Origin of the sequence: Arcanobacterium phocae, from assembly GCF_900105865.1 — a bacterium.
GTDB lineage: Bacteria > Actinomycetota > Actinomycetes > Actinomycetales > Actinomycetaceae > Arcanobacterium > Arcanobacterium phocae.
Window position 1 is genome coordinate 329,747 of sequence record NZ_LT629804.1, and the last position, 20,708, is coordinate 350,454.

Annotated in this window: 22 protein-coding genes and 1 riboswitch; of the genes, 12 read left to right on the plus strand and 10 right to left on the minus strand. The window is 51.4% G+C overall.

Going from position 1 to position 20,708, the window contains the following annotated elements; genetic code table 11:
- Nucleotides 1-6 precede the first annotated feature (6 nt).
- From BLT51_RS01430 to BLT51_RS01440, 3 genes are read left to right on the plus strand one after another with little or no spacing between them, the layout of a single operon-like run.
- Nucleotides 7-996 (plus strand): carbohydrate ABC transporter permease, encoded by a 990-nt coding sequence (locus BLT51_RS01430; protein ID WP_091279015.1) that lies wholly within the window; start codon nucleotides 7-9, stop codon nucleotides 994-996.
- On the plus strand, nucleotides 993-1,886 hold the full coding sequence (locus BLT51_RS01435) for a carbohydrate ABC transporter permease (RefSeq protein ID WP_091279018.1): 894 nt from the start codon (nucleotides 993-995) through the stop codon (nucleotides 1,884-1,886). Before BLT51_RS01430 ends, BLT51_RS01435 begins: the two co-directional genes overlap by 4 nt.
- Nucleotides 1,886-3,280, plus strand: coding sequence for a family 20 glycosylhydrolase (locus BLT51_RS01440; RefSeq protein WP_091279021.1), 1,395 nt, complete (start codon nucleotides 1,886-1,888; stop codon nucleotides 3,278-3,280). The genes BLT51_RS01435 and BLT51_RS01440 overlap by 1 nt, the downstream gene beginning before the upstream one ends.
- On the opposite strand, the gene BLT51_RS01445 is transcribed toward BLT51_RS01440, so the two are convergent.
- The 5 genes from BLT51_RS01445 to dcd form a co-directional block, all read right to left on the minus strand.
- On the minus strand, nucleotides 3,277-3,939 hold the full coding sequence (locus BLT51_RS01445; protein ID WP_091279025.1) for an ABC transporter ATP-binding protein: 663 nt from the start codon (nucleotides 3,937-3,939) through the stop codon (nucleotides 3,277-3,279). The genes BLT51_RS01440 and BLT51_RS01445 overlap by 4 nt on opposite strands.
- Nucleotides 3,936-5,540, minus strand: a complete 1,605-nt coding sequence (locus BLT51_RS01450; protein ID WP_172801291.1) for an ABC transporter permease — start codon at nucleotides 5,538-5,540, stop codon at nucleotides 3,936-3,938. Before BLT51_RS01450 ends, BLT51_RS01445 begins: the two co-directional genes overlap by 4 nt.
- Nucleotides 5,541-5,668: 128 nt before the next feature.
- The gene (locus BLT51_RS01455) at nucleotides 5,669-6,742 is read right to left on the minus strand and encodes a thiamine ABC transporter substrate-binding protein (protein ID WP_091279030.1); all 1,074 of its coding nucleotides are present in this window, start codon (nucleotides 6,740-6,742) and stop codon (nucleotides 5,669-5,671) included.
- Between the two features lie 59 nt (nucleotides 6,743-6,801).
- A riboswitch (TPP riboswitch) is annotated at nucleotides 6,802-6,907 on the minus strand.
- Between the two features lie 98 nt (nucleotides 6,908-7,005).
- Nucleotides 7,006-7,248, minus strand: a complete 243-nt coding sequence (locus BLT51_RS01460) for a DUF4235 domain-containing protein (RefSeq protein WP_091279033.1) — start codon at nucleotides 7,246-7,248, stop codon at nucleotides 7,006-7,008.
- Between the two features lie 127 nt (nucleotides 7,249-7,375).
- Nucleotides 7,376-7,957: a dCTP deaminase gene (gene dcd / locus BLT51_RS01465; RefSeq protein WP_091282472.1), complete on the minus strand. Its 582-nt coding sequence runs from the start codon at nucleotides 7,955-7,957 to the stop codon at nucleotides 7,376-7,378.
- 41 nt (nucleotides 7,958-7,998) lie between these two features.
- On the opposite strand from dcd, the gene BLT51_RS01470 reads away from it, so the two are divergent.
- Nucleotides 7,999-8,670: a metal-dependent transcriptional regulator gene (locus BLT51_RS01470; RefSeq protein WP_091279036.1), complete on the plus strand. Its 672-nt coding sequence runs from the start codon at nucleotides 7,999-8,001 to the stop codon at nucleotides 8,668-8,670.
- A gap of 30 nt (nucleotides 8,671-8,700) precedes the next feature.
- On the opposite strand, the gene BLT51_RS01475 is transcribed toward BLT51_RS01470, so the two are convergent.
- Genes BLT51_RS01475 through BLT51_RS01490 form a run of 4 tightly spaced genes read right to left on the minus strand, consistent with a single transcriptional unit; the run spans nucleotide 8,701 to nucleotide 12,192 of the window.
- Nucleotides 8,701-9,567, minus strand: coding sequence for a metal ABC transporter permease (locus tag BLT51_RS01475; RefSeq protein WP_091279037.1), 867 nt, complete (start codon nucleotides 9,565-9,567; stop codon nucleotides 8,701-8,703).
- Nucleotides 9,564-10,493 carry a metal ABC transporter permease gene (locus BLT51_RS01480; RefSeq protein WP_091279040.1) on the minus strand — a complete coding sequence of 310 codons (930 nt, stop codon included), beginning with the start codon at nucleotides 10,491-10,493 and terminating at the stop codon, nucleotides 9,564-9,566. The genes BLT51_RS01475 and BLT51_RS01480 overlap by 4 nt, the downstream gene beginning before the upstream one ends.
- Nucleotides 10,490-11,248 carry a metal ABC transporter ATP-binding protein gene (locus BLT51_RS01485; RefSeq protein ID WP_231943960.1) on the minus strand — a complete coding sequence of 253 codons (759 nt, stop codon included), beginning with the start codon at nucleotides 11,246-11,248 and terminating at the stop codon, nucleotides 10,490-10,492. The genes BLT51_RS01480 and BLT51_RS01485 overlap by 4 nt, the downstream gene beginning before the upstream one ends.
- A complete protein-coding gene (locus BLT51_RS01490; RefSeq protein WP_091279042.1) occupies nucleotides 11,245-12,192 on the minus strand; it encodes a metal ABC transporter substrate-binding protein in 948 nt (315 codons plus the stop codon). Before BLT51_RS01490 ends, BLT51_RS01485 begins: the two co-directional genes overlap by 4 nt.
- 288 nt (nucleotides 12,193-12,480) lie before the next feature.
- Here BLT51_RS01490 and BLT51_RS01495 point away from each other — a divergent pair, with 288 nt between their 5' ends.
- On the plus strand, nucleotides 12,481-12,984 hold the full coding sequence (locus tag BLT51_RS01495) for a phosphoribosyltransferase (protein ID WP_091279044.1): 504 nt from the start codon (nucleotides 12,481-12,483) through the stop codon (nucleotides 12,982-12,984).
- Nucleotides 12,985-13,041: 57 nt separating this feature from the next.
- On the opposite strand, the gene aroD is transcribed toward BLT51_RS01495, so the two are convergent.
- Nucleotides 13,042-13,791 carry a type I 3-dehydroquinate dehydratase gene (gene aroD, locus BLT51_RS01500; protein ID WP_157672849.1) on the minus strand — a complete coding sequence of 250 codons (750 nt, stop codon included), beginning with the start codon at nucleotides 13,789-13,791 and terminating at the stop codon, nucleotides 13,042-13,044.
- Nucleotides 13,792-13,909: 118 nt separating this feature from the next.
- Between aroD and BLT51_RS01505 the strand changes: the two genes are divergently transcribed.
- The 7 genes from BLT51_RS01505 (at nucleotide 13,910) to BLT51_RS01535 (ending at nucleotide 20,698) form a co-directional block, all read left to right on the plus strand.
- The gene (locus tag BLT51_RS01505; RefSeq protein WP_091279049.1) at nucleotides 13,910-14,779 is read left to right on the plus strand and encodes a hypothetical protein; all 870 of its coding nucleotides are present in this window, start codon (nucleotides 13,910-13,912) and stop codon (nucleotides 14,777-14,779) included.
- Between the two features lie 3 nt (nucleotides 14,780-14,782).
- Nucleotides 14,783-15,559 carry a YwiC-like family protein gene (locus BLT51_RS01510; protein WP_091279052.1) on the plus strand — a complete coding sequence of 259 codons (777 nt, stop codon included), beginning with the start codon at nucleotides 14,783-14,785 and terminating at the stop codon, nucleotides 15,557-15,559.
- Between the two features lie 20 nt (nucleotides 15,560-15,579).
- A complete protein-coding gene (locus BLT51_RS01515; protein WP_091279055.1) occupies nucleotides 15,580-15,981 on the plus strand; it encodes a phage holin family protein in 402 nt (133 codons plus the stop codon).
- Between the two features lie 16 nt (nucleotides 15,982-15,997).
- Nucleotides 15,998-16,657, plus strand: coding sequence for a DedA family protein (locus BLT51_RS01520; RefSeq protein ID WP_091279058.1), 660 nt, complete (start codon nucleotides 15,998-16,000; stop codon nucleotides 16,655-16,657).
- 83 nt (nucleotides 16,658-16,740) lie between these two features.
- Nucleotides 16,741-18,210 (plus strand): hypothetical protein, encoded by a 1,470-nt coding sequence (locus BLT51_RS01525; protein ID WP_091279061.1) that lies wholly within the window; start codon nucleotides 16,741-16,743, stop codon nucleotides 18,208-18,210.
- Between the two features lie 77 nt (nucleotides 18,211-18,287).
- Nucleotides 18,288-18,518: a heavy-metal-associated domain-containing protein gene (locus tag BLT51_RS01530; RefSeq protein WP_091279063.1), complete on the plus strand. Its 231-nt coding sequence runs from the start codon at nucleotides 18,288-18,290 to the stop codon at nucleotides 18,516-18,518.
- Nucleotides 18,515-20,698: a heavy metal translocating P-type ATPase gene (locus tag BLT51_RS01535; RefSeq protein WP_091279066.1), complete on the plus strand. Its 2,184-nt coding sequence runs from the start codon at nucleotides 18,515-18,517 to the stop codon at nucleotides 20,696-20,698. Before BLT51_RS01530 ends, BLT51_RS01535 begins: the two co-directional genes overlap by 4 nt.
- Nucleotides 20,699-20,708 lie beyond the last annotated feature (10 nt).

Sequence of the window (20,708 nt, forward strand, 5' to 3'; positions counted from 1 at the left end):
GAGCACATGAAAAGACAGAAATGGTACACGCCGTACCTGTTAACACTCCCAGGAGTGATTTGGGTACTTGTTTTTGCACTATGGCCGTTCCTCAATACGGTGGCGTTGGCATTCACTGATGCTCGTCCCCTTCGTCCAGCAAAATTTGTTGGCTTACAAAACTTCTACGCACTTTTCAGCGATGAACGCTTTATCTATGCGTTGACGACGTCGCTGGTATACGTCATCGTCTGTGTTCCGTTGCTAACGTTCTTACCACTCCTGTTGGCGTTGCTAGTTCATAACAAAATTCCTGGCATCGGCTTTTTCCGCACAACCTTCTATTTCCCAGTTATCGCATCGGCCGTCGTCGTCGCAATCGTGTGGGAATTCCTCTTCTCTGGCAACGGAACCATTAATGAAGCTCTGAAATTCTTCGGTCTTATCGACCGTCCGATTGAATTCCTTTCTGACCGCTGGCTCTTAATTGGATGTGCGATTGGTTTGACCGTGTGGAAAGGCCTCGGCTACTACATGGTTGTCTATCTAGCAGCGCTTGGCAATGTCGGCCGTGATCTACATGAAGCTGCTGCGCTTGACGGTGCCGGCAAATGGCGTCGCTTCTGGTCGGTGACAGTTCCTGGCGTACGCGGCCCAATGTTGTTAGTGTCAGTATTAATCTGCGTTGCCGCTATGCGTATCTTTACCGAACTTTATGTCCTGTCCAATGGGTCCGGCGGTCCAGGTGGCCGCGCGATGAGCGTTGTTATGTTGATCCAGGCAAGCGGCAAGGGGCTTAACGGTCAGGTTGGCTATGCATCAGCAATCTCCCTCGTCTTGTTCCTCCTAACGTTAATCCCACTTCTCATCGTAGGTATTTCCAACAACGGCGATATGATCCGCGAAGCGCTCGCAGCTCGCCGCACTCGTAAAGCTCACAAAGCCGCTCTTAAACTTGCCAAGCAAACCGCTGCCGCACCTGCAGTTAACGCGGTTAAGGAAGGAATCTCCGCATGAGTACGTCAACTGAATTGATTCGTCATGATCGCCCCTTCCGATCCCGCGGGTCTTCGGACATTATGAAGCCATCGTTGCCTGGCCTGATCGGCAAGTATGTTCTGTTATTTGCTGTGCTGGCATTGATGGTGTTCCCGTTCTTATGGCAGCTCTCTACCTCGTTTAAGGGCGCAACGGAAAATATTTATGACTTCCCGCCAACGATTATCCCGCAAGAACCAACGCTGTCTAACTACGAAGAAGTGTTCCGCACTATCCCTGTTCTTAACTATGCGTGGCATTCGTTACTCGTGGGTGTAGGAACCGTTATTTCCAATATTATTTTTGCAACCTTGGGCGGATATGCACTGGGTTGTTTGAAGTTCAAGGGCAAGGGAATCATTATGGCGATTTTCTTCTCTACCTTGCTCCTACCAGGTGAAGTGACCTTGACTAGCCAGTATTTGACTGTGAAATCGTTGGGCCTGGCGAACACACTGTGGGGCGTGTTCTTACCCGGTGCTATTTCAGCTATTAACGTGTTGTTAATTGCGGCGGCTTGCCGCATGATTCCGCCGGATGTTCTGGATGCAGCGACGATCGATGGCGCAAATACATTCCAGCGCTTGCGTCATATTGTTTGGCCGAATATTCGCGGTATGGTTTCGGTTATTGCCTTGTTCGCTTTTATCGGCGCATGGGATGATTTCTTGTGGCCGTTGGTTGTCTTGTCTGATCCGGCTAAGTACACGTTAACTGTTGGTATGCAGTATTTGAACTCTAACTTCGCAGCTAATCCGCGTGTTATTGCGGCCGGTACGATGATTGCGCTGGTCCCGATCATCATCCTGTTCGCCACATTGCAAAAGCAATTCTTCAAGGGCGTTGAGGAAGGCGGCGTAAAGCAGTAATGGTTACGGCGCGTTGTAGGTGGATTCCGACGACGACGGTTGCGATCGTTTCCGATCTTGCTGTCCGTCACGAAGCACAGCGGTTAGCAGCTGATTTAGTTAAGCGTGGCTTACCCGCAAAGATCGACGATCTTCCGGGTGCTGAATTTCGGATTATTTTGCAGATTTCTTCGCAATCCTCAAGCAATCCAGAAGCCGCAACGATCGATGTTTCGGAGGCGTCGATCGTTGTAACAGCGTCCGCTCCGGTCGGAATTTTCCGCGCAACGCACCACCTTTTGTCATTATTTGATACCGACGGATCACTATCCTGTGGACAGATCCACATACGCCCGTTGGTAGCTGAACGTGGCCTTCACATTGATGCTGCTCGTAAATATTTCGATGCCCAATGGATGAAGGATCGCATCCGGGAAGCTGCATCGCTCGGGCTGAACACTATCCAATGGCACTTTTCCGAAAATGAGGGATTCCGGTTAGAATCTCGTGCTTTTCCGCAGATTGTTTCGGAGCATCATATTACTCGTGACGAGGCTCGCGAGATTCTCGCACTGGCACGCGATCTTTATGTAGATATTATTCCCTCGCTAGACATGCCAGGACATTTAAGAAAAGCGTTATCTACTTTTCCAGAGTTGCAGCTTCCTCCTGCACATTTAGCTCCTGACGCACAGCCTCTCGCCATTCCAGATACTGGTCATGCTCTGAATATTGCCCATCCTGAAGCCCTTGATTTTGCTCGCGCACTCATCGATGATTTTGCTGAGCTTTTCTCCGACTGTCATTCGTGGCATCTAGGCGGCGACGAATTTGTTGATTTTGCACGTATTTCCGAATATCCTTTATTGGCACAGGCTGCTCAGCGTCAGTTCGGCGCGGATGCAAACGGTTTCGATCTGTTGACGGATTTCGTCAATCAGATGAGTTCTCACCTTAAAAGCCACGGTTTTATGCCTCGCGTGTGGAATGACGGGATGCTTCGCGGAAACATAGTACAGCTCGATCCAGAAGTCGTATTGACATGGTGGACCAACTGGCATGCTCACATGCGTCCGGTTTCAGACGCTGTGGCAGCCAATTATCAGATCGTCAATTTCAACGATTCACTGTTCTATTACGTGTTAGGAGAAAACGCTGGGTACCGTTACCCGACCGCTGAACGTATCAAGGCTGCGAACTGGCATCCAGGTCTTTTCCCGCAGTTACCATCGGAAGTTTCAGCATCGCCAATTCAGGAGATTCTGCCTGAAAATGGCGTCTATCCGAACCAGCTTGTGGGTGCGTTCTTCTCAATCTGGTCCGATCAACCTGATGCACAAACACCAGCCGAGGTGGCAACTGGGATTCACGAACCGCTAGCTGAGTTCGCTGCACGTTGTTGGAATATTTCCTAAACGCTTGAGCTGCTATCTTCGATTCTGCCATCAGTCATACGCAAAACACGATCGGCAACAGTGGCAGCCTCATCTGGATCATGGGTGACGAACACGGCCGTCATCTGTGCACTTTTAAGGATATCGCGCACGTCTACTGCCAGACGTTCTCGCAATTCTTTATCGAGAGCCGAAAGTGGTTCGTCAAGAAGCAACACGTGCGGACGCGGAGCCAGCGAGCGCGCTAACGCCACCCGTTGGGCTTGGCCACCAGAAAGCGTACCCACATCACGTTTTTCAAACCCTGCTAGCCCGACGACGTCGAGCATCTCAGCCACCCGTGCTTCACGTTCGCTACGCTTCACCCCGGCCATCTCTAAACCATAACCAATATTGCGTGCCACGTTACGATGCGGGAATAGTTGTCCATCTTGAAACACCATGCCCACGTTGCGCCGATGCGGCGGTACCCCGTTCATATCATGTTCCCCGACGACGATCCATCCGCCGTCGATCGACTCCAGTCCAGCAATTGCACGCAACAACGTGGACTTGCCGGATCCCGAAGAGCCAAGCAACCCTACGATTTCACCATGTGCAACCTGTAAGCTCACGTCGTTCAATGCCTGAAAACCGTTGGGATAGGTCAAACTGACGTGCGATACGTCGATCGAACTCATGCTATTTCCTCCTTAACATGCGTAGCCCGCGAACTGCGCGGTTTGCTCAACATCTCCACCACAACCATCACCAACGCGGTAATGCCACACAATATGACTGTTCCGGCATATGCCATACCTTGGTCGGCAGCGCCTGCCCGACCCACGAGCTGATAGATCATCACTGGCAAGGTCGGTTCGCGTTGCAGTACTAGGAACGACGTCGCCGAAAACTCCCCGATACTTATCGCAAACGCGAAACCAGCAGCGACCCCGAGTGCTCGAGTAAGAACTGGCCCTTCAACCGTGAAAAATGCCCGAAACCGGGAAGCACCCAAAGTAAGGGCCGGCCCGTAGAGGTTACGGTTAACGCCGTCGAGCATCGGCACGATCGTCCGAATCAGAATCGGTAACGCAACCAGAGCTTGTGCAAGCGGCAGGAGAAGAGGCGAGTCAGCGACGAACCGCAACGATCCGCCCAGTGCCACAAGCATGCCGAAGCCTAGCGTCACCGATGAGATTCCTACCGGGAAGATAAATAATGCATCGTAGAACCCAGTGATTCGTTGCCACAATTCGCGTCGGATACGCAGTTTTCGAGTAACTAAGAGTGACACTATTATTCCGACGACGACGGCGATCGCAGTGGCATAGAGAGCAGCCGATAACGACTGCCAGATCGTTGCAGCGATCGCAAAATCGACCGAACGAGCAGCACCGGGACGGAATAGGTCCGTGAAATTGGCGGCGGTGAACTCACCGTTGCGCCGCAATGAGCGGATCACAACCTGCACGATCGGCAAAATAATCAGCACAACCACGACTGCCACTATCATGCCAACTAGTGGCCGTTGGGCGCGAGTCAACCGCGGAGCATCTGCTACAAACCGCGAGTGCGTATCGACCACCGCTTTTTTGCTCACCCGCTGAGACACAATCAGCGCCACGACTACAATGACCGCTTGAACAAGCGACAGCAGTGCAGCCGTACCAAGATTCAAAAACTGCGAGGTTTGCCGATAGATCTCAGTTTCGAGCGTGCGAGTGCGGGTTGTTCCCAACACCATCACCAAACTGTATGAGGTAGAACAGTAGAGAAATACGAGGGTTGCTGCCGAATACACGGCCGGTGCAAGACGCGGCCACGTCACAGAGGCAAATGCTCGCAGTGGTGACGCACCGAGCGTACGAGCCGCCGCCTCATAGTTTGGATTGAGTCCACTCCACGCCGCTCCCACGGTACGCACAATCACCGAGATATTGAAGAACATCATAGCAAGAACAATAAGCACCGGCGAACCAGCGAGCCCCAAGAAGCCGAGCAACCCGCCGTCGTCGTACAGCGAACGGAATGCCGTAGCTACCGCAATCGTTGGCAACACAAACGGGAAAACAATCAAAAATCGAATAATGCTCTGGCCTGGAAAACGAGTACGGTACAACACGTAGGCTGCCGGCACCCCAACAGCAATGGATAATAACGTACCTGCAAAAGCCAAGCCAAGAGTGGTTACCACTGCGCCGCCCACATGTGCCCTGCTCAACTGAGCTACTAGACCGCCTAGACCCGCGGTATCCCAACTCGTGGTCAGCTCCGCAACACCCAAGCTCAACAAGTCCACTACGGGAGCGAAAAAGAACAACCCGAGGAAAAGGGCTGGGACAATAGCGCACAGCGCCCACCAAAAGAGCGGGCGCTGTGCGAAGAACCTCTTCATCACGTTCAACAACGAACTAGAACGGTGATGAGTTAGAACAAATCAGTAACGGATGTGATCCACAGTTCCTTAGAATCCGCGATCTTCTTTGCATCCAGTGGCTTTACTGCGTTTGGTCGTGGCGCAAACTCAGCCATGCCCTTGGGAAGCTCGGCCGATTCGTCGATCGGGTAGGTCACGTTTTCCTTAGCGATCACGGTTTGCATCTTAGGCGTGCTCAACCACTCCAAGAACTTCTGCGCGCCCTCGGTGTTCTTCGCACCCTTCAGCACACCTGCATATTCCACAACCGGGTAGCATCCACCGGCAACATTCGCCGTGCTAGACGCATCCCCTGCTTCATTGATCGTCCAGAAAGGTGAAGATGCGTAAGACATAACGATCGGGTAGGCGCCCTTTCCTTCACCAGCCGTGAAATCAACCTGGTAGGCATCCTTCCATCCAGCGTCAACCTTGGTGCCGTTGGCGAGCAACTGCTTCCAATAGTCAACAAATCCGGCCTCCCCGAATTGCGAAATAGTCGAAGCAAGGAGTGCAAAACCCGTATCTGACTTGGACGGATCTTGAATGACCGTAAGATTCTTGTACTCTGGCTTCACTAAATCTGCTAGGTCAGCTGGCGGGGTTAAACCCTTATCCTTGAAATACGCAATATCGTAGTTGAAGCAGGCGTCAGAACGGTCATAAGCAATTGCGCCGTCAGCACCTGCAACAGCATACTTGTCCGCACCAGCTGGACCAGCCACTTTCACCGAGGTATCGAAAACGTCAGCTTCGGCAACCTGAATGATGTTGTTGGCAGTCAAACCGATAACGGCATCGCCCACCGGGTTGGCCTTGGTCAAAATAAGTTTCGAATCGAGTGTGCCGGATTCTTCGCCGTCCAGCAGTTCAACCTTCATTCCAGTTTCTTTGGTGAAATCAGCCAGCACGTCATCTGGAAGGGTAAATGAACCGTTAGTCACTACCTTAACGACTGCAGGCGCCTTTGTAGGAGCTTCGTCCGCCTTGTTCGATTTCTTATCTGAGGGTACGCTCGATGTGCACGCGCTCAAGGTAAGTGCACAAGCGGCAGCGATTGCGAACGTCATCTTAACGTTTTTCATGAATATCCTCCGTGATTATTGGAGGGCCTGCCACTTTCAGGTATAACCCTAAATATGTAGCAAGGAGAGAACTCACTTCCTCCGCCGGTATGACCCGGATCAGGTATGAGGGTCTGCAGTTTCATTCTGCACTCTCAGCGCATTCGCGCTCCCCTGTGACGTCTCAATCCTATCATTGCTCACCGGAAAAGATTCATACCAACAGACATAATGGCAGCTGGGGTCAGTCACATCAGACCCCAGCTGCCATTACAGTTCATAACCTATTTTTGTTGGTACCACTGTGCTGTCTTGTGTTGCATCGCTTCGTTGACGAATGCAGTAACACCTGCCGTAACAGCTGCAAAGGTCGCAACCTGCGCTAATGGCAGATCGGCGTCAGTTTCATCCCCATTGGGTGTTGCCTTGCCAAATCCTTTTTCCCACACCAGTGTGACAACTTGCCGCGCAACCATTCCAGCAGCAGCACCGGTGGCCAAACTCAAGAGCCGGTATCCGAGATTCATCTCTTTCCTTCCTTCATTGGCCTGCCAAAATATCTGGCAGACACACCTCCCAGTCTACCGTGTCACTAAAACTCGGTCATGAGCATCGATAGTATTCATTTATGCCCTATCGCATCCCACAGCCGAGCTAACGGGACACGTCAATTCGGTGAAAGTTCAGGTATGAACGCGAAGCAGTTGGACCACGCTGACCTTGGTACCGTGATTCGTTTGTACCCGAACCATAAGGTTGCTCTGCCGGCGAGGAGAGCTGGAAGAAACACAGCTGCCCAATCTTCATTCCCGGGTAGAGCTTAATCGGCATTGTCGCTGTGTTAGATAATTCGAGCGTAATGTGACCCGAGAACCCTGGATCAATAAAACCAGCAGTGGAATGGGTGAGCAAGCCGAGCCGTCCGAGACTAGATTTACCTTCCAACCGGGCAGCCACGTTATCACCTAAGGAGACAAATTCGTAGGTCGCTCCCAGTACGAATTCGCCAGGGTGAAGCACGAAAGCTCCATCCGGCTCAACCTCAACAAGCCGGGTTAATTCGGGCTGTTCTTTCGCCGGATCAATCACATCATATTTGTGATTGGAGAAAAGCCGGAACATTCGATCTAGGTGGACATCCACACTAGATGGCTGGATCATGGCCGGATCCCACGGATCTAATTCGATGTGACCGGCAGAAACAAATTGTGCGATATCGCGATCAGAGAGAAGCATTCTTTTATTGTGCCATGAGTTGAACGTGTTACCATGCACATATGCCCATTTCTTCGTTATCTGAAAGTACTCAAAATTACGTTAAGGCTATCTGGTCACTGCAAGAGTGGTCAGACGAGCCAGTAACAACCTCGAGTTTGGCGGCGCGTACTGGTGTAAAACTGTCTACCGCCTCGGACGCTATCCGTAAATTAAAAGACCAAGGGTTGGTGCACCATGCTCCGTATGGAGCTGTTGATTTAACCGATGTGGGGCGTGCGCTCGCGGTGGCAATGGTTCGTCGTCATCGCCTTATTGAAACGTTTCTAGTGGAATTTCTCGGTTATCCATGGGATGAAGTCCATGACGAAGCCGAGATCCTCGAGCATGCTGTGTCAGATGTGATGGTTGAGCGCTTGGCAACGAAATTAGGAAACCCGGAACGCGACCCGCACGGTGATCCGATCCCGGCAGCTGACGGGACAGTGGTCCGCCCGCCCGCGTTTTTATTGAGTACTGTGACGGCGGGCGGAACGTACCGTATTGAACGTATTGCAGACAACGACGCTGAACTCTTGCGTTTCTTTGATAGTCACAACATCTCGTATGGACAAGTAATCACAACAAAACCACCGGCTCCGTATTCAGATTCCATCGAGGTTAGTATTGCCGGGTCTGCGCCAGTTCTATTAGGAAGTGGCGCATTATGTTCGATCTGGGTTACTCCAGTATAGTTCCGTTACCTGTTATGACCAGATGAAATACTAGTCAATCTGCTGTGCTTGATGAACAAAGTTTTTCGCTTTGCCAACAATGAGCACGATTGTGAATGCCAACCCGTAACAGACCGCCATAGCGGCTGAAGTTGGGGCATGCAGAACGTAGGCAATCCAGAATCCTATAATGGAACCGCCTACCGCGACGATCATTGTTCCGATCATCATATGTTTCATCGAATTACTGAAGAGTCGAGCGGTTGCAGCAGGTGCGATCATAAGTGCCACGATCAAGATAGCTCCGGCAGCATTAAATGCAGCGGTTACGGTCACGGCCACGAGGAACATGAAAATGGTATCGACGGCTCTGGTTCTGATTCCGATCGTGCTAGAGAATGCCGGATCAAAACTGGTGATTTTCAGCCGTGGATACATGAACCATATGGCGATAGCGTTTGCCAGCAACACAACGAGTAAGACGTATAAATATTTCGGCCCATACGATACGCCACCAATAATCAATTGATGCCAGGCAGCTAGATTGAGGTCGCCAGATAGTACAACGTGAGTATCTAGATGCAGGTTGCCAAAGTTGAGCGATATTAGAATCACGCCAACCGAGAAAAGCATCGGGAAGATAAGCCCTTGCGGAGCATCTCCAGAAACGAATCCGGACCGCACTAGCCAGTCGTTTCCCAGAACCACCACCAGGCCGGCGATCGCTGCACCAACGATAAGTAGCGGTGAGTCGAAATCGTGTGTTACATAGTATCCCATCACGATACCGGGAAGAATTGCGTGACTCATGGCATCGACCAACATGGAGCTACGGCGCAACACGATGAATGATCCGGGCAGTGCACATACTAGGGCAGTGACGATAGCCAGTAGGCTTGTTCCGACGACGAAGCTCATACGTTGCGTCCTAGGAGATAGTTTTTGAGTTTAGTGCGGGCTCGCCGTCGGGAAATAATCTGCATGACGAGTGAACGGCGTGGAGAGAAAATAAGCGAGATAACGAAAATCGTGAATAGTACGATCACAATCATTGGCCCGGTTGGGACTTTGCCGAGAGTGACAGCTAGATAGGCTCCGATTCCGGAACCGGCGGCTCCGATAAGTGCTGAAAGCATCACCATAGTACCAAGTCTGCTGGTCCATTGACGGGCGGCGGCCGGTGGCGTGATCACAAACGCAATCATGACAACAAGGCCTACTGCGCGCACTCCAATAACGGAAGCAATCACGATAGCGGCAAACATGAGAGTGTCGATAACTTTACCGCGGATACCCATCATGGACGCGTGGATTGGATCGAAGGTGCGCGCAGCGAATTCTTTCCAGAAGATTGCCACGATTGCGAGTGCTATTCCGCCCACTGCTAAGGATGTGTAGAAGTCGCTTTTCGTTATTGTGGAGGCGTTACCAAAAAGATAGTCTTGAATGCCACCTTTACCAGGGAAAGCCCCATCGGAAATGATTCGCATCAAGAGCATCCCGGCACCGAAGAACAAGGATAGTGTCACTGCCATAGCCGAATCGACGTGAACTTTCGAGTTACGCACGATCCAGTGGGTGAACAGAACAGCGGAGGTTCCCACAATGACTGCGCCGATAATAAGCGCAAGCATGTTTCTGCCATCGGATTGCAGGATCACCACTGTAAATAAAAATGCAGCGAGAGTGCCCGGCAATGCTGAGTGGGAGATAACATCAGAGATCATTGATTGCTTACGTAAGTATGCAAATGATCCTAGCGCTCCGGCCACAAATCCAATGGTCATGGTTCCAAAGAAGACCATCCGGAAAGTATGATCGGAAAAGAACTCAATGAGATTCACGCGAAGTTCTCCCACTCGTCATTGTCCGAAACCTGATAAGTAGTGCGGATATTGGCGTCAGTTAGAGTTGTTTCACATGGACCACTAGCAATTATTTGACGATTGAGCAAGGTGACGTGGTCGCAATAGTCGGCGACGGTTGCTAAATCGTGGTGCACAATAACTACTGTTTTCCCTTCGGACCGCAATCGGTGCAAGACGTCAACGATAGCCCGTTGGCTTTTCGCGTCAACACCTTGGAACGGTTCGTCCATGAAGTAAATATCTGGTTGTTGAACGAGTGCGCGTGCTAGGAATACCCGTTGGCGTTGCCCGCCAGAGAGTTCACCAATTTGCCGGTCCACTAATTCGGGGATCCCGGTTTGTTCTAGTGCGGCCGTAGCCTGTGCTCGTTCTTTACGCCCTGGCCGGCGCAGCCAACCAAGTTTTCCATATGTTCCCATAGTGACGACGTCAATCACCGTTGTTGGAAAATCCCAATCGACGCTGACACTTTGTGGCATGTAGCCAACACGTTCCCGAACGTGGTTCAATGGTTGACCAAAAAATTCAGCAGTACCTGTTAACGGCTTAACAAGCCCGAGCATTGCTTTGATCAGGGTAGATTTGCCGGCTCCGTTAGGCCCCACGATACCCATGACGATACCTTCTGGAACGGTGAAATCGACACCATATAGGACTGGGTCTACGCGGTAGCACACCGACATGTTCTGGGTTGAACATGCCGGTGTGCGCGCTGGAGTTTCGATTGTCACTTGCTCAAAGCTTCGGAAACAGCCTTGGCGTTGTGCATCAGCGTTCCGAGGTAGGTATCGACGCCTTTTTCTGCACCAAGGGAGTCGGCGAAGAGCTCTTCGTCAGAAATCTTTACGTCCCAGCCATTAGCGTGGACTGCTTCTTGAAGGGCCTTGATTGCCTGTGGGTTAGCAAGGTTGTCAAGGAAGATTACTGGGACTTTCTTGTCTGCAATAAGCTTAGCTAGCTCAGAGATTTCTTGGGTGGAAAGCTTTGCTTCGGAGGAGACAAAGTCGGTTGCGTGAACTTCAAGGTTGAAGGTCTGTCCGAAGTAGTTAAATGCATCGTGACCAGAGATAAGGATGCGTGGTTCGGCGACCTTGTCAAGTAGTTTCTTTGCCTCAGCAGCTGTGGTCTTGATTTCTTCGCGGTACTTGGCCACGTTCTTTTGATACATATCAGCATTGTCTGGATCGATTTCCGCGATCTTATCTGCCGCTGCTTGTACGGCGAGTGACCAACCCTCTGGGTTGTTCCAGATGTGCGGATCGTGCAGTTCGTTGCCTTCTTCATCGGTCTCTGGCCATGGCAAGAGGTACTTCTCATCAAGAGTGTTTCCGACGGCGATCTGCTTGTCGCCGAGCGATTCGAGCTTGTCGAGCATTTGAGCTTCGAGATGCAAACCGCTCCAGATAACGACGTCAGCGTTTTGGAGTTCTTCGATGTCCTTGGTAGTTGGCTGGTAGGTGTGTGGGTCTCCACCTGGTCCAACCATAGTGATGACCTTTGCATCTGGTGCAATGTTAGCGACAGCATCGGCAATGTAACCGGTTGTCGCAAATACTGTCAGTTGCTTTTCTGACTTTTCGGCTTTTTCTTCTGAAGCTGAGGAACAGCCAGAAAGAAGTAGTGCACTGGCAATAATTGCGGTAAAACCAGCTTTGACAGCGGAGCGAATCTTCATAGAAAACTCTTTCGTTATTGTGAATATCTTCGTCTCGTTCTGAGAGCTAAGGTAAGCGACAGTCGCTTATACTTAAGCTAAACTACAGCTTAGGCTCACCTTAATTCAAGGGCATACGTCTGCTTGTTCCTTAAACCACACATATTTGCCCAACAATTCCCAAACTATCGGCACATATTATCGGAATAATCTATGTCACTTTTAACGCCTGCATCCAAAATTCGGGAAACATCTCTCATTATCTGAACTTATTTCTTTGAAAAGCCACTAAGGCGGTAACATCATTTCATGGCATACCATGCAGACACCACGGATTTGACCGGAAAAGAAGTACTCCTTTGGGACCAGTTTGGCGATGCAATGCGCGAATTGGCTCAAAATATCGCTGATTCAGGATTTCGCCCAGAAGTCATCATCGCCATTGCTCGTGGCGGCCTCCTCCCGGCGGGTGCACTAACCTACGCCTTAGGCACAAAATTATCGGATGCAATGAATATCGAATTTTACACCGATATTGAGCAAACATTGCCAGACCCAGTCTTGCTTGAACCTCTCCTTGACACCGAATCCATTAAGGGCAAGAAATTACTCGTCGTTGACGATGTTGCAGATTCAGGTCGCACACTGAAAATGGCAATCGATATGCTCACCGAGCTTGGGGCGGACGTGCGATCAGCCGTCATTTACGATAAGCCACGTTCCGTTATCAAGCCTGATTATTCATGGAAGGCAACCGATAAGTGGATTGTATTCCCGTGGTCTTCTCAGCCACCGGTAACACCGAACAAGTAAGACTATAAACTTTCATTAACGTGGGTGAGTGGATTTTCCACTCACCCACGTTTCACACTACTCATCGTGAGTTAAAGCTAGTTTGACCTCAGAAATATGTGGCTGTCCGGGAGCAGAGGGACGCGATACCGCCGCAAACGTTGCTACCGAACCGTACTTCCACCCTTCGATTCGGGCCCGTCGTCCCGGTTCTCCCATCGCAACCGCAATAACCATCCGGCCAGTTTCCGCAGTGACATTCCGGGTAACCTCAAGCAACCGATCGACGTCGTCGTCATTATGTGCGGCCACCGCTAGCTTAGCCACTACTCCTTCGATCGCAAGCATATCTTCGAACATGATGCGCAAAATATCTGAATCTGGGGTCGTCAGCCAATTGTGATCCGAAATCACCACTGTGAAACCTAGTTCCTGCGCTCGGCGAGCCAAATCCGGTGCAGCCCGGTGCCAGTATTCAATGTCAACCGCAATTCGCTCTGCCGGCACTTGCAACTGCAGTAAGGTGTCAAGCATCTCAGCCAGCAACAACCGGTATCTACCGTCACTCACCTTAATCTCGCCACCCTGTTTCTCGGTGCGAATCGTCAACAAAATAGGGACCGTCGTCGCATCAATCAATTGCGGGATAATCTCTGAACCGAGCGTTGAAAATGAGAAGTTCGGGTGGTCACCAAACAACATATCCACACGCCATTCCACCACATCTGCCCCAGCATCTTGAGCTTCGCGGGCTTCTTGGACAAGCATAGCCGAAGTGGTTCCGAGCAATGGTACGATGACTGTTCGGGTATGCGGAGAAAAAATCATTCCGGCTCCTTTGACGCAATACGGCATTCTTCGCTATCAACGATACCGCAGTGCGGGTCTATCAGGTAGAGTGTGCCATGGAAAGTTTTTATAGCTGGTAGCTAATAAAGGGGGACGTATGACGATCAACTTTGATCAGTTCGATCCAGCTGACGCACCGCCTCCTGCACCGGCAACAAAATCAAAAGGGCCAGTTTACTTTTTCATTGCAAGCCTCGGGGTGCTCGTCGTCGTATCGATTATTATTCTGTTCACTTCTGTTATTGGCCGGGGCCGCGACTTGGCAGAGACACCATCACAGCCAGTAGTCAGTCAAAAATCAACAGAGGCAGAACCAGCAGAACCGTCCAATACTCCTCTAGACGACTCCGCTCTGCAGCAAGCAATGCAATCGTCCACCTGTAGCGACCCTATGGCCGATGCAACCCCCGTTTTCGACTTTGTTCTGGCAGCAACGTCGAGCAATAAATGGAACGAAAAGACCCAAAAAATCGTTACCAATGGTCTAGCTACGCTCAACCGCACCTGCCGGCAACACGTTCCACATCTCCTCGCAGTTCAACATGCTCTCGTTGACCCGCAAGCACCGCCACAGTTAAATTCACTTGTCAAAGACGCCAACTGGATAAGTCGCCAACATCCGGCGCCTAGTGATGCTCAGATCCCAACTGGGCGATTCACAACCGGACTGCGCAACATTCACTGCTCGATCGAATCGGGTGGAGCTTCTTGCACGATCAATAAGTATTTATGGCCGGCACCAGCAAAATGTGAAGGAAGCCCAGCAACATTCCGGATAGATGCATCGATGGAAGAACCCGTAGGTGGCTGCACCTCACCAGTTGTTGCCGAAACTGAATACGAGTACGGAACGACGTTAGCAAACAACGGTTATGCTTGTAGCGTCGAGGCAACTGGTATTTCGTGCTGGTCTGAATTCACTGGACACGGTTTTGAATTGAGTCGCGAAAAGTTACGGAAGTTCTAGTTAGTGGCACCACAACGTAAAACTCGCTGGGTCCCGAATTATCACGGGGCCTGGGCAATGATCTTTATCCCGCCAATACTCGGTATTATTGCCGGCGGTTTCGTCTGGCAGCACATCATTTTACTGGCCCTATGGTGGGTGGGATATTTTGATTTCTTCGCTATTGGATTGTGGCTTCGTAGTCGGCGTAAACCACGCTATCTCCTACCCGTTCTTACCTACAGTAGTATCTGCGCAGTTCTTGGCCTTGCTTTAGCGTTCCTCAAACCAGCATTACTGATCTGGATACCGATTTTTCTCCCACTTATTGCAGTAACATTTTGGCAATCAGCAATTCGTGCCGATAGGTCAATGCTTAACGATACAGTGACAGTTATAGCAGCGTCACTGCTCCTTCCAGTTGCCTATCAGCTCGGTTCTCTCGACGGCCCCACTGATTCGTGGAATCAGGTCTGGCTCCACACCGCACTAGTTTTTGGCTATTTTTTAGGCACAGTTTTCTACGTGAAAACAAATATTCGCCAACGTGGTCATCAAAATTGGCTAGCCGCATCAGTCGGATGGCACCTAGTCTGGTGTACGCTGGCTACGATTGCAGCCTGGTTTATCGACGACGTTCACCTGTCTCCTTGGCATGTAGCTATCTGGATCATGTTGACTATCCGCGCCTATCTAGTTCCGTGGTGGGGTGCACGCCACGGCTGGGTGAGCGCGAAAACACTCGGAATTGGTGAAATCGCTGCTTCAGCTGCGGTTATGGCAACGCTTCTTGTGTCATAGTGACCTGATAAGCTGTCCATATGAAACTTCTTATGCGAATCTTGTGCAACGCTGTGGCGTTGTGGATAGTTACCATACTGCTCAGTGGCTTTGCCTTGCGCCAGCCCACAATTGCTCAACTGTCCAATCTTGACCCCCAAGTACAATCAATTATTGCCCTGATTATTTCCGGCGCAATCTTGGCCATCGTCAATTCATTCGTGCGCCCAATCGTTAAGTTCTTCTCCCTGCCGATATATATTTTGACGCTCGGATTGTTCTTCGTCGTCGTCAATGGCGCAATGTTGATGCTCACAAGCTGGATTTCAGGACAACTCGGGGTAGGAATCATCATCGATGGTTTCGCGTGGGCACTCGTGGGCGGCATCATCATTTCCGTGGTGAACACAGCTCTTGATGTTCTCGTTCCGGGCAAGCACTGATGCCATACTAGAACCCATGTTGACTCTCGCATTAATCGCTCAAGCTGGCGATTCTCAAGATTTAACCGGAATCGCCGCCTGGACGGTGGACTTAATGGATAAGCTGGGTGGCCTTGGTGTTGCCTTGATTATCGCCATCGAAAACATCTTCCCACCGATTCCTTCCGAGGTTGTTCTACCGTTAGCTGGATTTACGGCATCAAAGGGTGGTTCGTTAACTTTCGTTAGCGCACTGGTGTGGTCAACGATTGGTTCCGTCGTCGGAGCGCTTATTCTCTACGGCATCGCCTATCTTTTTGGTCGCGAGCGCACGCGGGCATTTCTGAACTGGTTGCCATTAACGAAAGAGTCCGACGTCGATAAAACCGAGGCGTTTTTCGAAAAATATGAACGCCCTGCTGTTTTCTTCGGCAGAATGTTACCTATTTTCCGGTCGCTTATTTCGCTTCCTGCGGGCGTCATCAAAATGAATATTCCATTGTTCATTGTGCTCACAACGGTCGGCTCGCTTATCTGGAATACCGCGCTCATCGGTGCTGGTTTTATGCTTGGCGAAAACTGGGCATTAGTGGAGCAATACGTCGGGCTAGCATCAAAGATCGTTGCTGGGCTCGTCGTCATAGCAGTGATCGTCTGGATGAGTATGCGTCTGCGAGCTCGTAAACGGAATCAGTGATAACGGCCCGTCTCTCTGTCGATTTACCGATTTATTACCCTTCCCGGTATTCTTAGAAGAAGAATTCCAACAAAGGGGTAAACGTGACCACTACATATTTAGTAGCTGTTTCAGACAGCCAGGCCGAATCATTTCTCAAGTATGGCTACGATCTGGTTGCCGGTTTCGCTGTTGATGCAGCCGATGTTGCTGACGTGACTGAGGTGAGTGCACTCCTCGATTTGTTGCAGTTGCGTTACCCAGATTCTCCATTTAGAGATGACGCTCCCCTCGATATTCTTCATATTCCGGCTGATGCTTTCACCCATGCACGTCACGCTGTCGGCCCACTCCACCCACAAGCATTTCGCGGTGGTGTAATTGATTTTGCTCCCTACGATGGTTCCGGCATTGCACAAGGCGGCGGAGTTCGCACCGATCTCCTCCTGCTAGATCCGTGCCGACTCACGGCAGGCACACGACTCTGGCGCTTCACTCCTGGCGAATCTGAACCAGAATTGCGCGGGGTCTATCACGGCATTGCTTTTGGTTGGGAAGATACCGAAACTGGCACATTTGCTGCTGGCGTCCCGTCACCTTATGCAGGTGCACTCGTGAAGCGAGACTGGGGAGACATTCCTTGCGATGTGGAAATAGTTGACGGTAAGCCAGTAGCCCTCACCATGGTGGCTCCATTCCAGCCGGAAGCCGAAGACGGCTTCGAACAGCTCGAAAGCCAACTGTGGGCCAAGCGGATCGCCTATGACGATTCCCTTCATGTTTTCACTCAGCTGGCACTCGCCCAGCTTTCTGGCATTCCGGTTCGTGTGATGCGAGCGGTTGCAACCGGTGAGGACGAAATCAAGTTCCATATCGTTTCTATGTTGCCTGATGCGCCTTACTGTTCTGCCGTGAATTTCCAGCGGTGGGCCGGCGCTACCTATAACGCCTTGGCATTACCAGAAGACTTGGAAAACAAGAACCAGCAGGAAGCTACCCCGGTTTCTTGGGATGTTACCGATCGTCCGGCAGCGACCGCTATTCGTAATGACCCATTTGATGCCACCGATCAAAATACAATCGTACAGGAGACATTTAACCTGCTCGGCCAAACAACTCCGCCATCGTGGACCGAAGTGTCCTTGCAGGTTCAGATCGTTGGTGACCAAGTCATTTACGAAGCCAATGCAAAGCTTAGCGAAGACCAAGGGGCACGTCTGAAAGTCATCCCGACCGCCATTTTGCACTATCTGCGGCAACTGAAGAAGTTGCGGATTGCCGCTGGCGAAGGCCCATTCTTCACTATTGTCTTGCATGCGGTGAAAGAAGGACAAGGAACCGTTTCGCTCAACGCTAAAGCTCTGCCTCCGTATGCCGATCAGGTCCCAGAATCCGAGTGGATCAAGGAACTCGAGATCGTCAAGCGTAGCGGTAAGGAAGTGCCGGAATGGCTCAGCGCTAAGGTTCTGTCACCTACTGCTCCGACCAGCGCATTTGGCCCTGGCGCCGCACAGCACGAGATAAACGCTCCTGATCTGACGGCCAATATTTCGTCGGCTTCGGATAGCGAATAATTCCACCCTTTTCTTGCCCCGCTACTTGTGTCATGATTGGTAGCGGGGCAATTTAATTAAAAATGAAAGGACTTCCTATGTCTACTACAACTCTTCACGTTTCCGGTTTAACCTGCGGGCACTGCGCTGCGCACGTCACCGAGGAGCTGTCCGAAATCGCCGGGGTTGCCAACATTAATGTTGATCTCCATCCAAGCGAAGTTTCCGTTGTTACCTTCGATTCGCAAAATCCGGTATCCGACGACGACGTTCGGGCTGCTATTGCAGAAGCTGGCAACTACACGGTGGAAAGCATCGAAACAAAGTGAACATTGATCTCAAGATTACGGGCATGACATGTGCGTCGTGTTCGGCTCGGGTGGAGAAAAAGCTCAACAAGGTTGACGGGGTTACCGCCGTCGTCAATCTGGCTACTGAACGGGCACATGTTGAGTTTCCGCCGCAGCTCACGGACGCGGATCTCATTGCAGTGGTTGAAAAGGCCGGCTATGGGGCTAGCGTGATCGAGGACGAGACTCCTGATACGTCAGATTCACAGGCTCGCAGTGATGATTTACGACGCCGGTTTATCGTGTCCGCAATCTTGAGTGTTCCTATCATTGCCCTATCGATGGTCCCGGCGTGGCAGTTTGCTGGCTGGCAGTGGCTAGTGACCGCTTTAGGTATTCCGGTGGCTTTCTGGGCAGGGTGGCCGTTCCACCGCTCTGCGTTTGTTGGAGCACGCCACGGCACATCCACAATGAACACGCTCGTATCGTTAGGTGTTCTAGCCTCGATGGGCTGGTCGCTGTGGGCGCTGATATTTGGTGGCGCCGGGCATCTGGGATACACGATGTCCATGAGCGGGTTGCTCAATCTCGAATCGCATGGACACACCCATATCTATATCGAGTCGGCCGCTATGATCGTCACGTTCTTGTTGTTGGGACGGTGGCTGGAATCGCGTTCCCGACGGCGCGCTGGCGATGCGTTGCGGTTGCTTCTTTCCACCGGGGCGCCTTCGGCACATGTGGTGGAACGCAGTGACGGCACGGTTACGGACCAAACTATCCCGGCTGCCGATCTGGCGGTTGGCGATATTTTTGTGGTTCATGCCGGGCAAAAGATTCCTACCGACGGCGTTGTTGTTGCTGGTTCCAGTGCAGTTGATGCGTCACTTATTACCGGCGAATCAACGCCGATTGATGTGGCCGACGGCGATTCCGTTATTGGAGCAACACTGGTAACGAATGGTTCGTTGCGGGTTCGCGCCACTCGAATCGGCGCAGATACCACGTTGGCTCAGATGGGCCGGCTACTGGAACAAGCCCAGGTGGAAAAAGCTCCATTACAGCGGTTGGCTGATCGAATTGCCAGTGTTTTTGTGCCAGGAGTTATCCTCATTGCATTGGCTACGTTCATTGTGCGGCTAACGGTGATCGGTAACCCAATCGACATCGCGCTCGCATCTGCAATCACGGTGTTAGTTGTTGCGTGCCCGTGTGCGCTTGGGCTAGCTACCCCAACTGCATTATTGGTTGGTTCCGGACGGCTATCTCAACACGGAGTATTGATTTCTGGTCCAGAAGCACTCGAAAATGCCCACTCGCTTGACGCAATAGCGTTAGATAAAACCGGCACACTCACCACTGGAGATTTGGCGCTCGTTGAAGCAGTGCAGACAAGCGACGTCGATGTTCTTTCGATTCTTGCCGGTATCGAATCGCATTCTCATCACCCGTTAGCACGCGCAATCGTGCGGGCTGCTCAGGAACAAGATCATCCATTCGCCACAGTCAGCGACGTTCGCGAGGAAGCCGGCCGGGGCTTGAGCGCACGCTGGAATGACACCACGGTGTATGCTGGTAGCCTCACATGGCTCAGCCAAAACAATGTTCCATTGCCAGGACTACCCGCATCCGGAACGCTAGTTGCTTGTGGTAGCACAACCGAGTTTTACGGATATGCACTGCTATCTGACACGATCCGTCCTGAGGCACGCGAGACTTTGACATGGCTTCGTGACCAAGGGATCGAGCCGATCATGATAACTGGCGACACTGAGGCCAGCGCGCACGCCGTCGCCGATGAGCTCGGCATTTCCCAGGTTCATGCCAATGTGTTGCCGGCCGATAAACTCGCCATTGTTCACCGACTCCAGCAAACCGGACGAAAAGTCGCGATGGTAGGCGATGGAATAAATGATACGGCCGCGTTGGCTGCCGCAGATCTCTCCATCGCGATGGGATCCGGCACAGATGTTGCCCAGGCAAGCGCCGATGTCACGATCGTGCAATCACGTATTGGTGTTATTCCTACTATGTTGCGGATTGGTCAAAAAACGCTTCGTATTATTAAGGAAAACTTGGCGTGGGCCTTTGGTTATAACGTGATCGCGATCCCGCTAGCTATGTTTGGCGTGATTGCTCCTGGATTAGCGGCGATCGCTATGGCAAGCTCGTCAGTGATTGTTGTGGCGAACTCGTTACGGTTACGCAACGCTCAATAGTCCGCTGACA

What these genes read in the sequence shown, in the direction of transcription:
- BLT51_RS01435 (WP_091279018.1), top strand. Translation starts at nt 993, where the DNA reads ATGAGTACGTCAACTGAATTGATTCGTCATGATCGCCCCTTCCGATCC.
- BLT51_RS01455 (WP_091279030.1), bottom strand. Translation starts at nt 6,742, where the DNA reads ATGAAAAACGTTAAGATGACGTTCGCAATCGCTGCCGCTTGTGCACTT.
- BLT51_RS01530 (WP_091279063.1), top strand. Translation starts at nt 18,288, where the DNA reads ATGTCTACTACAACTCTTCACGTTTCCGGTTTAACCTGCGGGCACTGC.
- BLT51_RS01430 (WP_091279015.1), top strand. Translation starts at nt 7, where the DNA reads ATGAAAAGACAGAAATGGTACACGCCGTACCTGTTAACACTCCCAGGA.
- BLT51_RS01505 (WP_091279049.1), top strand. Translation starts at nt 13,910, where the DNA reads ATGACGATCAACTTTGATCAGTTCGATCCAGCTGACGCACCGCCTCCT.
- BLT51_RS01460 (WP_091279033.1), bottom strand. Translation starts at nt 7,248, where the DNA reads ATGAATCTCGGATACCGGCTCTTGAGTTTGGCCACCGGTGCTGCTGCT.
- BLT51_RS01440 (WP_091279021.1), top strand. Translation starts at nt 1,886, where the DNA reads ATGGTTACGGCGCGTTGTAGGTGGATTCCGACGACGACGGTTGCGATC.
- BLT51_RS01495 (WP_091279044.1), top strand. Translation starts at nt 12,481, where the DNA reads ATGGCATACCATGCAGACACCACGGATTTGACCGGAAAAGAAGTACTC.
- dcd (WP_091282472.1), bottom strand. Translation starts at nt 7,957, where the DNA reads ATGCTTCTCTCTGATCGCGATATCGCACAATTTGTTTCTGCCGGTCAC.
- BLT51_RS01470 (WP_091279036.1), top strand. Translation starts at nt 7,999, where the DNA reads ATGCCCATTTCTTCGTTATCTGAAAGTACTCAAAATTACGTTAAGGCT.
- aroD (WP_157672849.1), bottom strand. Translation starts at nt 13,791, where the DNA reads ATGATTTTTTCTCCGCATACCCGAACAGTCATCGTACCATTGCTCGGA.
- BLT51_RS01445 (WP_091279025.1), bottom strand. Translation starts at nt 3,939, where the DNA reads ATGAGTTCGATCGACGTATCGCACGTCAGTTTGACCTATCCCAACGGT.
- BLT51_RS01475 (WP_091279037.1), bottom strand. Translation starts at nt 9,567, where the DNA reads ATGAGCTTCGTCGTCGGAACAAGCCTACTGGCTATCGTCACTGCCCTA.
- BLT51_RS01490 (WP_091279042.1), bottom strand. Translation starts at nt 12,192, where the DNA reads ATGAAGATTCGCTCCGCTGTCAAAGCTGGTTTTACCGCAATTATTGCC.
- BLT51_RS01515 (WP_091279055.1), top strand. Translation starts at nt 15,580, where the DNA reads ATGAAACTTCTTATGCGAATCTTGTGCAACGCTGTGGCGTTGTGGATA.
- BLT51_RS01520 (WP_091279058.1), top strand. Translation starts at nt 15,998, where the DNA reads ATGTTGACTCTCGCATTAATCGCTCAAGCTGGCGATTCTCAAGATTTA.